Origin of the sequence: Paraburkholderia tuberum STM678 (genome assembly GCF_902833905.1) — a bacterium.
In the GTDB taxonomy this organism is placed as follows: Bacteria; Pseudomonadota; Gammaproteobacteria; order Burkholderiales; family Burkholderiaceae; genus Paraburkholderia; species Paraburkholderia tuberum.
Genome location: NZ_CADFGP010000027.1, coordinates 12,182 through 24,762 on the forward strand (window position 1 = coordinate 12,182; position 12,581 = coordinate 24,762).

General features: G+C 63.7%; 10 protein-coding genes. All 10 read left to right on the forward strand.

All coding sequences use genetic code 11. The features are described 5' to 3' along the window. Nucleotides 1-55: 55 nt before the first annotated feature. On the forward strand, nucleotides 56-1,123 hold the full coding sequence (gene leuB, locus HWY30_RS22830; protein WP_090808296.1) for a 3-isopropylmalate dehydrogenase: 1,068 nt from the start codon (nucleotides 56-58) through the stop codon (nucleotides 1,121-1,123). 360 nt (nucleotides 1,124-1,483) lie between these two features. Next, nucleotides 1,484-2,605 carry an aspartate-semialdehyde dehydrogenase gene (asd, locus tag HWY30_RS22835; RefSeq protein WP_090808298.1) on the forward strand — a complete coding sequence of 374 codons (1,122 nt, stop codon included), beginning with the start codon at nucleotides 1,484-1,486 and terminating at the stop codon, nucleotides 2,603-2,605. Between the two features lie 138 nt (nucleotides 2,606-2,743). Continuing rightward, on the forward strand, nucleotides 2,744-5,410 hold the full coding sequence (locus HWY30_RS22840; protein WP_167368736.1) for a FimV C-terminal domain-containing protein: 2,667 nt from the start codon (nucleotides 2,744-2,746) through the stop codon (nucleotides 5,408-5,410). Next, nucleotides 5,407-6,219, forward strand: coding sequence for a tRNA pseudouridine(38-40) synthase TruA (gene truA, locus HWY30_RS22845; RefSeq protein ID WP_090808302.1), 813 nt, complete (start codon nucleotides 5,407-5,409; stop codon nucleotides 6,217-6,219). The genes HWY30_RS22840 and truA overlap by 4 nt, the downstream gene beginning before the upstream one ends. Then, on the forward strand, nucleotides 6,216-6,926 hold the full coding sequence (locus HWY30_RS22850; protein ID WP_090808304.1) for a phosphoribosylanthranilate isomerase: 711 nt from the start codon (nucleotides 6,216-6,218) through the stop codon (nucleotides 6,924-6,926). Before truA ends, HWY30_RS22850 begins: the two co-directional genes overlap by 4 nt. A 60-nt stretch (nucleotides 6,927-6,986) precedes the next feature. Further along, nucleotides 6,987-8,180, forward strand: a complete 1,194-nt coding sequence (trpB, locus tag HWY30_RS22855) for a tryptophan synthase subunit beta (RefSeq protein ID WP_090808306.1) — start codon at nucleotides 6,987-6,989, stop codon at nucleotides 8,178-8,180. Between the two features lie 9 nt (nucleotides 8,181-8,189). After that, entirely contained in the window at nucleotides 8,190-9,104 is a 915-nt protein-coding gene (locus HWY30_RS22860; protein ID WP_090808307.1) for a DNA-methyltransferase, read from the forward strand. 80 nt (nucleotides 9,105-9,184) lie between these two features. Beyond that, nucleotides 9,185-9,997, forward strand: a complete 813-nt coding sequence (gene trpA / locus HWY30_RS22865) for a tryptophan synthase subunit alpha (protein ID WP_090808309.1) — start codon at nucleotides 9,185-9,187, stop codon at nucleotides 9,995-9,997. A gap of 79 nt (nucleotides 9,998-10,076) precedes the next feature. Further along, the gene (gene accD / locus HWY30_RS22870; RefSeq protein ID WP_090808311.1) at nucleotides 10,077-10,949 is read left to right on the forward strand and encodes an acetyl-CoA carboxylase, carboxyltransferase subunit beta; all 873 of its coding nucleotides are present in this window, start codon (nucleotides 10,077-10,079) and stop codon (nucleotides 10,947-10,949) included. Between the two features lie 320 nt (nucleotides 10,950-11,269). Beyond that, nucleotides 11,270-12,580 (forward strand): bifunctional tetrahydrofolate synthase/dihydrofolate synthase, encoded by a 1,311-nt coding sequence (gene folC / locus HWY30_RS22875; protein ID WP_090808313.1) that lies wholly within the window; start codon nucleotides 11,270-11,272, stop codon nucleotides 12,578-12,580. Nucleotide 12,581 lies beyond the last annotated feature (1 nt).

Consider the following 12,581-nt stretch of genomic DNA (forward strand, 5'->3'; position numbering starts at 1 on the left):
CGCGCCAATGTCGGTTTGCGCCAGAAAGATCCGAAAAAATCATCAAGGAATTCGCATGAAGATCGCAGTGTTGCCGGGCGACGGCATCGGTCCCGAAATCGTCAAGGAGGCCGTCAAGGTCCTGAACGTGCTCGGCGAGAAGTTCGAACTCGAAGAAGCGCCGGTCGGCGGCGCAGGCTACGAAGCGAAGGGCCACCCGCTGCCGGACTCGACGCTCGCGCTCGCGAAGGAAGCCGACGCGATCCTGTTCGGCGCGGTCGGCGACTGGAAGTACGACAAGCTCGAACGCGCGCTGCGCCCTGAGCAGGCGATTCTCGGTCTGCGCAAGCACCTGGAACTTTTCGCGAACTTCCGTCCGGCGATCTGCTACCCGCAACTGACGGGCGCGTCGTCGCTGAAGGAAGAGATCGTTTCGGGTCTCGACATCCTGATCGTGCGCGAACTGAACGGCGACATCTACTTCGGCGCGCCGCGCGGCGTGCGTACGTCGCCGGACGGCCTGTTCGCCGGCGCAAAGGAAGGCTTCGACACGATGCGCTATTCGGAACCCGAAGTGCGCCGCATCGCGCACGTCGCATTCCAGGCGGCGCAAAAGCGCGGCAAGAAGCTCACCTCGGTCGATAAAGCCAACGTGCTCGAAACGTCGCAGTTCTGGAAGGACGTGATGATCGACGTGTCGAAGGAATACGCGGACGTCGAACTGTCGCACATGTACGTCGACAACGCCGCGATGCAGCTCGTGAAGGCGCCGAAGTCGTTCGACGTGATCGTGACCGGCAACATGTTCGGCGACATCCTGTCCGACGAGGCGGCCATGCTGACCGGCTCGATCGGCATGCTGCCGTCGGCATCGCTCGACAAGAACAACAAGGGCTTGTACGAGCCGTCGCATGGCTCCGCGCCGGATATCGCCGGCAAGGGCGTGGCCAATCCGCTCGCCACGATCCTGTCGGCCGCGATGATGCTGCGCTATTCGCTGAACAAGGCGGAGCAGGCCGATCGCATCGAAACCGCGGTGAAGAAGGTGCTCGAACAGGGCTATCGCACCGGCGACATTCTCACGCCGGGTTGCAAGCAGATCGGCACCGCCGCGATGGGCGATGCCGTCGTGGCCGCGCTGTAAAACGCGTGTACCGCATGCGCTCGCAGAGCGAGGGCATGCGGTGGTCAGGTCAACGATACTGGCCTTTTAAAAACGCGAATCGGGCCTTGAAACAGGCCGATTTGCGCGTCATACGGCGAAGAACGCCGCCGGTTTTCCGTTTTCGTGTATATTGTTTTGATGGCTCAGATCTCCCAAATCTCCTCGATTTCCAAAATGCACGGCACAACGGCCCGTGCGATCGAGTTCGCCATTACCGTCAAAACCATTACCCCGAAAACGATCACGAAGCGCTGATCGTCCGTCGTGCCCGCCCATCTTCCCCGCGCGGTCACTGCGGGCAAAGACGCGGGGAAGTTTCCATTCGAAGGGTATGAAGTCATGAACGTAGGTCTCGTAGGTTGGCGCGGCATGGTCGGCAGCGTCCTGATGCAACGTATGCAGCAGGAAGGCGATTTCGACTTGATCGAACCGGTGTTTTTCAGCACCAGCAACGCGGGCGGCAACGCGCCTTCGTTCGCCAAAAACGAGACCAGGCTCAAAGATGCGACAAGCATCGACGACCTGAAGAAGTGCGACGCGATCATTTCCTGCCAGGGCGGTGACTACACGAACGAAGTGTTCCCGAAGCTGCGCGCGGCGGGCTGGAACGGCTACTGGATCGACGCGGCATCGTCGCTGCGCATGAAGGACGACGCGGTCATCATTCTCGACCCGGTCAACCTCGACGTGATCAAGAACGCGCTCGTCAAAGGCCAGAAGAATTTCATCGGCGGTAACTGCACGGTCAGCCTGATGCTGATGGCATTGGGCGGCCTGTTCCGCGAAAACCTCGTCGACTGGATGACGGCCATGACTTATCAGGCCGCATCCGGCGCGGGCGCGCAGAACATGCGCGAATTGCTGTCGCAAATGGGCACGCTGCACGGCGCGGTGAAGAACGAACTGGCAGACCCGGCTTCGGCGATTCTCGACATCGACCGCCGCGTGCTCGAAGCGATGAACAGCGACAGCATGCCGACCGGCCACTTCGGCGTGCCGCTCGCGGGCTCGCTGATTCCGTGGATCGACAAGGATCTCGGCAACGGCATGTCGAAGGAAGAGTGGAAGGGCGGCGCGGAAACCAACAAGATCCTCGGCAAGCCGGCCATGGGCACGCCGGGTTCGATTCCCGTCGATGGTCTGTGCGTGCGGATCGGCGCAATGCGCTGCCATTCGCAAGCGCTCACGATCAAGCTGAACAAGGACGTGCCGCTCGACGAAGTGAACAGCATCCTCGCGTCGGGCAACGACTGGGTCAAGGTTGTGCCGAACGAACGCGAAGCGTCGATGCGCGATCTGTCCCCGGCGGTTGTCACCGGTACGCTGACGGTGCCGGTCGGCCGCGTGCGCAAGCTCGCGATGGGCGGCGAGTATCTGTCGGCCTTCACGGTCGGCGATCAGCTGCTGTGGGGCGCGGCTGAACCGCTGCGTCGTATGCTTCGCATTGTGCTCGACAAGTAAAGTAAACTACGCGCTCACGACGCGTAGACAACTCAAGAAGCGTCGCGCTTGCGCGGCGCTTTTTCATTGTGTGCTCCGATCATCTTGTCTCTTTCCACTCGCAAAAAAGGCTGCGCGCTGACGCGCCCAGGAGTCCCGATGAACTTTCGACGCTCCGCTCTTCGGGCTATGTCCATTCGTCACGAGAAGGTGCGATTCAGCAGCCGTCCGGCGGCGATGGCCGCTTGTGCCACTTTCGCCCTTGCGCTGCTCGGCGGTGGCGCGGGCAATGCGCTTGCCGCGCCGGCTAGTGCCACGAGCGCGCCGGATGCCGCTTCCGCTGTCAGTTCCACTACCGCTGTCGTTGCTGTCGCTGCGGGCTCTCAGTACACCGTACACGCAGGGCAGTCGCTGAACGATGTCGCGATCGCTATTACGCAGTCGCATGACCGGGCGGTACTCGCACGCGCTACGCACGCATTGTTCGACACGAATCCGGCCGCGTTCATGAATCACGATCCGAGCCGGATGCGTGTAGGAGCAGTGTTGATCGTGCCGGCGCTCGATGCGTCGGGGGCCTTGGCGGTTTCGTCGACTGGGGCCGCGGCAGGGGCGTCGGAGTCCACGGCGGCTGCGCCCGATTCCGCGCCGACTGCCGCGCCGGCCGCGCCGGCCGCGGCGGCTGCCGCCAGCACGGCGAGTGCAGTCGCGCAGGTCAACGCCGCCGCCGCGAGTGCGGCCAGCGCGGCGGCTCAAGCGACGACGCCAGCCGCATCCACGGTTTCCGGCGCGGCCAGTGCGGCGGTATCGACCGGCGTGGCGGCGGGCGGTGCGGTTTCGTCCGCGCCAGTGGCCGGTTCGGCGCCGGTGGCGACGAGTGGCACGCGGGAATGGGCCGGATCGATTCAACCGGCGGCGAGCGCGCCCGCCGGACAAGCGCCGTCGGCAGCGACCGCGCAGGCGGCTTCGCAGCCGCATCCGCAGGTGTCGAGTCTGCAGCAATTGCTGGCGCTGAAAAACCGCGTGCTGATGGAGTTGCAGAAGCACGGTATCGGCGGGGCGCCCGTCGCTTCAGGCCCAACGCCGACGAGCGCTGCGCAGCCGGCACCGGCAGGTTCCGCGGCGACCGTGGCCGTGGCGCCGGAGCACGCGAATGTGACGACGTCGCCGTCGAATGAGGGCGGCATCTCTCAGCGCGATTTGAGCATCGCGGCGGCCGTAGGCGCGGCACTGATCGTTCTGCTCGCTGCTCTGCGCATGGGTCGCCGCAAGCACGATAAAGAGGCCGCGGCACGGGCTGCCCAGGCAACTGATGCGGAAATGGCGAGATCCGCGCGTGAGGCCGATTCGCGCAATGGCAGCGCGGCGGCGGGGCAGGCCGCGGTCACGGAAGGATCGGACGCGCAAGATCAAGAGGTTGCACGGCAGGCCGCAGCAGCAGAGCATGCGGCTGCGGAACGTGCGGCTGCGGAACGTGCGGCTGCGGAACGTGCAGCAGCCGAGCAAGCCACAGCAGAAAGCGCGGCAGCCGAACGTGCAGCAGCCGAGCAAGCCGCAGCGGAAAGTGCAGCAGCCGAACAGACGGCAGCGGAGCGAGCCGCAGCAGAGCGAGCAGCGGCCGGAGAACACGCCGCGGCGGAACGCGCAGCAGCCGAACAAGCAGCAGCCGAACAAGCAGCAGCCGAACAAGCAGCAGCCGAACAAGCAGCAGCCGAACAAGCAGCAGCCGAACAAGCAGCAGTACGCGTCGCCGCCGAACATGCGGAAGCGGAACGCATCGCAGCAGAACGCAGCGCATCCGAGCGCGCCGCAGAAGAACAGGCGGCACAGCAAGCAGGCACGCCCGAACCTACTGCACCGACGGCGCCACTCGCCAGCATCCCGCTACCCAGCCAAAGCGAACTGTCCAGCGAACCACCGGCTGTCGCACCCGCCCATGACGAGACGTTGCGCTCCGCCGCGACGGCCGCCAATCTCGCCGCCGCGGCAGAACTCGGCGCCGACGCGCTGCCGCTGGGACCGCTCGAACCGGTTGGCGCCGCGACGCAGGACGAGAACGCGCATCGCCTGCAATGGGACGAGGAACCCACAGAAAGTCCGACCGCAGAGAAAACGACAGGCACGACGACAACCCCGAGCCCAAGCGCCGCGGAACCGCCCTCGACAGCGTCGCACACCGCGACGGCCGAACCGCAGTCCCCCTTGAACGTTCCACCCCCGGTGATCGATTTCACGCAACATCAGATCGAACCGCGCGCCACTACGTCGTTCGGTCAGCCGTTCAGCGACATCCCCGTGCCGACGGAACGCGCGCCGTCCGCGCCGACCGAGTTCCCGCGCGAGGCCGTCGACGCGTTCGGCAGCCTCAACATGCCGCTGCCACCGCGCATCGACGTGCCCACCGTCGGCGAAGCGGAGCTTTCCACGTCGCTTTCGACGCAACCGGTCGCATCGCCCGGCACGACCGCGCAGCAGGCCTTCGGCGTCCATGGCGCGGACGACGACGCCCCGCACATCGCCGACCAGATCGCCGCCGGCACAGCCGGCCACGGCGCCGTCGCGGGCCTCGGCGCGGCCGGCTTCGGCGCGCTGAAGCTCGACTTCGACCTCGAGTTGCCGCCGAGCCCGGCTCAGCCATTGCCGGCCTTCACACCGGCCGATCTCGGCCGCATCGCGCGCAACAAGCTGGAGTTGGCCTCCGAGTACATCGAGCTCGGCGATCTGGCGGGCGCCCGCGCGCTCATCAACGAAGTGATCGAAGCAAACGATCCGGCCACGCGCACCGAAGCCCGCGCGTTGCTTTCGACTCTCGCACCGCTGTCGTGAAGCGCATCGCATTAGGCGTGCAATACGACGGCGCCGCGTTCACTGGATGGCAGTCGCAGCCGCACGGCAACACGGTACAGGACGAGCTCGAACGGGCGCTGCGCGAATTCATGCGCACGCCCGTGCAGACGGTGGTCGCCGGCCGCACCGACCGCGGTGTGCATGGCTTGGGTCAGGTCGTGCATTTCGACACCGACCTCGATCGTCTCGAGATCTCCTGGGTGCGCGGCCCGAATGCGTTTCTGCCGAAGACGATCGGCGTGCAATGGGCCAAGCCGATGCCCGACGATTTTCACGCGCGGTTTTCGGCATTCGAGCGGACCTATTACTACGTGCTGTACGTAAGTCCGGTTCGCTCGCCGATGTTCACGACGCGCGCCGGCTGGGTGCACACGCCACTCGACGTCGACGCGATGCGCTCGGCCGCCGAGCACCTGATCGGCGAGCATGACTTTTCGGCGTTTCGTTCGTCGCAATGCCAGTCGAAGACGCCGTTCAAGCACCTGTACCAGATCGACGTCAAACGACAGGGTAACTTCGTGCATTTCCGCTTCCGCGCGAACGCGTTCCTGCATCACATGGTGCGCAACGTGATGGGCTGTCTGATCGAAATCGGCAGCGGCCGCCGCCCGGCCGCGTGGATGGCCGACGTGCTCGCGAGCCGTAGCCGCGATTGCGCGGCGCCGACCTTCATGCCCGACGGCTTGTACCTCGCGCAAGTGGGCTATCCTGAGCAATTCGGCGTGCCCGACCCGGCGACGGGCAGCGTGCCGTGGAGCAGCGTATGGACCGAACAACCGGAAACATGAAAGCAGCAGAGAACCCCGCCATTCAGACCGACGCCACCGCCTTGCAAGGCGTGCCACATCGCACGCGCATCAAGCTGTGCGGACTGTCGAAACCCGTCGACATTGCACACGCGATCGACCTCGGCGCCGACGCGATCGGCCTCGTGTTCTATCCGCCGAGCCCGCGCTCGGTGAGCGTCGCGCAAGCGGTCGAACTCGTGCACGAGGTGCCGCCGTTCGTGTCGGTCGTCGGTCTGTTCGTCAACGCGACGCCGGAATGGGTTCACGAAGTCGCGAGCAACGTGAACCTGACGCTGTTGCAGTTCCACGGCGACGAGACGCCTGAGCAGTGCGAGGCGCTCGCCGGCGTTGCGGGTTTGCCTTGGTTGCGCGCGTTGCGAGTTGCGGCGGATACTCGAGCGGCCGATTTGGTAAAATCGGCATTCAACTATTCAGCAGCCAGTGGTCTTCTGTTCGACACCCATGTCGAAGGCTACGGCGGCGGTGGGAAGGTTTTCGATTGGTCACTTATTCCAGCAGAGCTCGCGCGTCGGGCCGTTTTGAGTGGTGGGTTGAACGCGCAAAACGTCAGTGATGCGATCCATCGCGTGCGCCCGTACGCAGTCGATGTCTCGAGCGGCATCGAAGTAGCGGGCGCCCGGGGCGTGAAGGATCACGCCCGGATGGCGGCGTTCGTACGCGCGGTGCGCGCTGCGGACGCTGAATGATTCAGGCTCGCGGGCGCTTTCCGATGAAAGCCGCGAGCCATCCTGAGAAAAGTGATCACCATGTACAACTTGCCTGACGAAAGAGGCCACTTCGGCCAATTTGGTGGTGTGTTCGTCGCCGAAACGCTGTTTTCCGCACTCAACGAGTTGCGTGAAGCGTACGAGAAATATCAGAAAGACCCCGAGTTCGTCGCCGAATACGAGCGCGAATTGAAGTATTTCGTGGGTCGGCCGTCCCCGATTTATCACGCCCAGCGCTGGAGCGAATTGCTCGGCGGCGCGCAGCTTTATCTGAAGCGTGAAGACCTGAATCACACCGGCGCGCACAAGATCAACAACGTGATCGGCCAGGCGCTGCTCGCCAAGCGCATGGGCAAGCCGCGCGTGATCGCGGAAACCGGCGCCGGTCAGCACGGCGTGGCCACGGCGACAATCTGCGCGCGCTTCGGTATGGAGTGCGTGGTCTACATGGGCGCCGAGGACGTGCGCCGCCAGGCCGCGAACGTTTATCGCATGAAACTGCTCGGTGCGACGGTCGTGCCGGTCGAATCGGGGTCGCGCACGCTGAAGGACGCGCTGAACGAAGCGATGCGCGACTGGGTCACCAACGTCGAAAACACGTTCTACATCATCGGCACGGTTGCGGGTCCGCATCCGTACCCGATGATGGTGCGCGACTTCCAGCGAGTGATCGGCGACGAATGCCGCGTGCAGATGCCAGAACTCGCTGGCCGCCAGCCGGACGCCGTCATCGCGTGTGTTGGCGGCGGTTCCAATGCGATGGGGATCTTTTACCCGTATATCGACGATAGTTCCGTGCAGTTGATCGGCGTCGAAGCGGCCGGCGACGGCCTCGAAACGGGTCGTCACGCGGCATCGCTAATCGGCGGTAGTCCCGGCGTGTTGCACGGTAACCGCACGTATCTGCTGCAAGACGAAGACGGCCAGATCATCGAGACGCATTCGGTGTCGGCAGGCCTCGACTACCCGGGTGTCGGCCCCGAGCACGCGTGGCTAAAAGAGAGCAATCGCGCTCAATACGTAGGCATCACCGACGAAGAAGCCCTGAAGGCGTTCCACGATTGCTGCCGCATCGAGGGCATTATTCCTGCGCTGGAGTCGAGCCACGCGCTCGCTTACGCTACGAAACTCGCGCCGACCTTGTCGAAAGACAAGATTCTGCTGGTCAACCTGTCGGGCCGCGGCGACAAGGACATGCACACGGTCGCTGAGCGATCGGGTATCCAGTTCTGAGCCGCGACGATGCGCGACGAGTTCGACGAGCCGCAGCCGGCGATTGAATCCACGAATCCGGCCGCCGAAGTCCCGGCGGCCGCGGCATCCGCACCGCTGCTGGCGCAGGTGCCTGCGGGCATTCAGCTATTGAACCGCGATTTTCTAACCGATGTAGCGAACATTCCCGATGAGTCGATCGACCTGATCGTCTGTGATCCGCCTTATGGGTTGGGGAAGGACTATGGCAACGACTCGGACATGCGCACGGGCGAGGAATTTGTCGTCTGGACGCGCGGCTGGCTCGAGCTCGCTGTACCGAAGCTCAAGCCAACAGGGTCGCTCTATATCTTCTGCACCTGGCAATACGCGCCGGAAATCTTCAGTTTCCTGAAGACGAAACTCACGATGGTCAACGAAATCATCTGGGACCGGCGCGTGCCGAGTATGGGCGGCACCACGCGCCGCTTCACGTCAGTGCATGACAACATCGGTTTTTTCGCCGTGTCGAAGGACTACTTCTTCGATCTCGATCCCGTCCGCATCCCGTACGATGCAGTCACGAAGAAGGCGCGTTCGCGAAAGTTGTTTGAAGGAAGCAAGTGGTTGGAGCTTGGCTATAATCCGAAGGATGTCTGGTCGGTATCGCGTCTGCATCGGCAGCATGCCGAGCGCGTTGCGCACCCAACCCAGAAACCTCTGGAAATCGTCGAGCGGATGGTACTGTCCTGCTGCCCGAAGGGCGGCCGCGTGCTCGACCCATTCATGGGCAGCGGCACCACCGCAGTCGCTTGCGTCCGTCATCAGCGCGAATTCGTCGGCTATGAGATCAACGAGAGCTATTGTGCGATAGCGCGCGAGCGCGTCAGCGCCGCCGCTACGCCTGCTGCGCCCCGTCGGACCCGAGCCAGGCCAAAAGTGCAGCCGCCGACCGAAGTGCAGTGAAAAGCGCGAGATGCACCTCTAAGTTCGCTGAAAAGCGTGCGGCAATGGGCGCGCAATAGCCCTAATTCGAGAGTACTTCCATGTCCCGTATCAAGAACACGTTTGCCGCGCTGTCCGCCCATGGTAAGAAAGGCTTGATCCCGTTCATGACCGCTGGCGACCCGGACCCGGCTCGCACGGTCGAGTTCATGCACGCCCTCGCCGCCGGTGGCGCGGATGTAATCGAACTAGGCGTGCCGTTTTCCGACCCAATGGCAGACGGTCCTGTCATTCAGCAGTCGTCTGAACGCGCGCTCGCGAAGGGCGTGTCGCTACGCCATGTGCTGGCCGACGTCAAACGCTTCCGCGAAGCCGACGACAAAACCCCGGTCGTGCTGATGGGCTATGCGAATCCGATCGAGCGAATGGGCGCCGAGGCCTTCGCGAAAGCCGCGAAGGAAGCCGGTGTCGATGGCGTGCTGGTGGTCGACTATCCGCCTGAAGAGTGCACAAACTTCGCGGAACAGATGCAATCTGCCGGGATCGATCCGATCTTTTTGCTCGCGCCGACTTCAACCGACGAACGTATCGCCGAAGTCGGCCGCATCGCCAGCGGTTACGTCTACTATGTGTCGCTGAAAGGGGTCACCGGCGCCGCAAATCTGGACGTTTCCAGCATCGCGAGTAAAATCCCGGCCATCAAGTCGCGCGTCCCCCTGCCGGTGGGCGTCGGTTTCGGCATTCGCGACGCGCAAACGGCGCGTGCGGTGGGCGAGGTGGCCGATGCCGTCGTGATCGGCAGCCGTATCGTTCAATTGCTCGAACAGGCAGCGCCCGATGCCGCTGCCGAGACGCTCACGCGTTTCGTTGCCGAGGTGCGCGAGGCGCTCGATAGCGTTGCGACTGCCCGATAACAGTTATTTTTTGTCGCGGTAACGTGAGCGGCGGGCTCGTCCCGCCGTTCGCGCGACTGCTGACCCGGAAGGATTCCCTATGAGCTGGCTCGATAAGCTGCTGCCGCCGAAAATCAAACAAACCGACCCGAAAAACCGCAAGGGAATTCCGGAAGGCCTGTGGATCAAGTGCCCGTCGTGCGAAGCCGTGCTGTATCGCAACGACGTCGAGGCCAATCTGCATGTTTGCCCCAAGTGCGACCATCACATGCGCATCGGCGCACGTGAGCGGCTCGACAGCCTGCTCGATCCGGAAGGCCGCTACGAAATCGGCCAGGAAATCGTTCCGGTCGACGCGCTGAAGTTCAAAGATAGCCGCAAGTACCCTGAGCGCATTAAAGAGGCGATGGACGAAACCGACGAGACCGACGCAATGGTCGTGATGGGCGGCGCGATTCACACGCTGCCGGTCGTCGTGGCGAACTTCGAGTTCTCGTTTATGGGCGGCTCGATGGGTTCGGTGGTCGGCGAGCGTTTCGCGCGCGGCGCGCAGAACGCGCTCGAACAGAAAGTGCCGTTCATCTGCTTCACCGCTTCGGGCGGCGCGCGGATGCAGGAAAGCTTGCTGTCGTTGATGCAGATGGCAAAGACCACCGCGATGCTCACGAAGCTGGCGGAAGCCAGGCTGCCATTCATCTCGGTGCTGACCGACCCGACGATGGGCGGCGTGTCCGCGAGTTTCGCATTCCTCGGCGACGTCGTGATCGCCGAACCGAAGGCGCTGATCGGCTTTGCTGGTCCGCGCGTGATCGAACAGACCGTGCGCGAGAAACTGCCGGAAGGCTTCCAACGCGCCGAGTTTCTGCTGCAAAAGGGCGCGATCGACATGATTGTCGATCGTCGCAAGCTGCGCGAAGAGATCGCGCAATTGCTGGCGCTGTTGAGCCATCAGCCGGCGGACGCGGTCGCGTAAAAGCCGGGCAGCACCGCATTTGCCGCTCTTTCGCCGCGCTGTCGAAGACGCGGTGGAGCCAGAGAAGCAATCAAAAAATAGCGCGCCGCGTGAGCAATCAAGCGGCGCGCTGTCATTTCCAGGATAATTACCGTCGCCTGCGATGCGGCAGCGGTCGAAGCCGAAGCTGGCGCGGCTCAAGGCGCGGGTTTGTGCGCATAAACCGCGCAACGGCCTACGCCCATGACCGGCGACCCGCGACCCTCGACCGCAACCGCCTGACCAGCACCCTTCGCAGCACTGCAGAACCGAACTACCGCGACTCACTCAAGATTCACCCGATGACGACATTCCCCACTCTCGACGCGTGGCTCACGCACCTTGAATCCGCGCATCCGGTCGGCATCGACATGGGTTTGGGCCGCATCTCCCAGGTACGCGATGCGATGCAGCTATCGTTTGCGTGCCCGATCATCACGGTGGGCGGCACGAACGGCAAAGGCTCGACCTGCGCGATTCTCGAAGCGATCCTGCTGCGCGCGGGCTATACGGTCGGCTGCCACACGTCGCCGCATCTGCTGTCGTTCAACGAGCGCGCGCGCATCAACGGGGCAATGGCAAGCGACGCAGATCTGCTGCCGCACTTCGAAGCCGTCGAGGCCGCGCGCCAGAGCCTCGCCAAACCGGTCACGCTGACCTACTTCGAATTCACGACGCTAGCGATCATGAGCCTGTTCGCGTCGCGCGGCCTCGACGCGGTGATTTTCGAAGTTGGCCTCGGTGGCCGTCTCGACGCGGTCAATATCCTCGATACCGACTGCGCGATCATCACGAGCATCGATATTGACCACACCGACTATCTCGGCGACACGCGCGAAAAAATCGCGTTCGAAAAAGCCGGTATCTTCCGTCCCGGCAAGCCCGCGATTTGCGCGGACCCGGTGCCGCCGCAATCGTTGATCGATCACGCGGAAAAGATCGGGGCGCAATTGTGGTTGTTCGGCCGCGATTTCCGTTACGAAGGCCAAGCCGGCAGCGAGCGACAGCAGTGGAGCTATGTCGGCCCGACGCTGCGGCGCTCGGCGCTCGCGTATCCATCGCTGCGCGGCGCGAATCAGCTGATCAACACGTCGGCGGCGCTGGCCGGGCTCGAAGCTTTGCGCGACCGTCTGCCGGTGTCCGCGCAGGACATCCGGCTCGGCATCGCCAACGTGGATCTTCCGGGCCGTTTCCAGGTACTGCCGGGCAAGCCGTCCATCGTGCTCGACGTCGGCCACAATCCGCATGCCGCCGCGGTGCTCGGGCAGAACCTCGGCAACATGGGCTTTTTCCCGTACACGTATGCGGTGTTCGGCGCGATGCGCGACAAGGACATCGCCGGCGTGCTAAGTCATCTGAAAGGCGAGATCGATCACTGGTGCGTGACCGATCTGCCGACCCCGCGCGCCGCGTCCGCGCAAGAGCTGGAAACCGTGTTGCGCGAGCTGGGCGTGGAAGACGGCGCCGACAGCAGCGTCATGCGTTACGCGACGCCGGCGCAGGCTTTCCAGGACGCGCTAAAACGTGCGTCAGAGAATGATAGAATCGTGGTTTTCGGCAGTTTCTATACGGTAGCGGGTGTGATGGCCTACCGGAAATCGCAGCAACACTGAG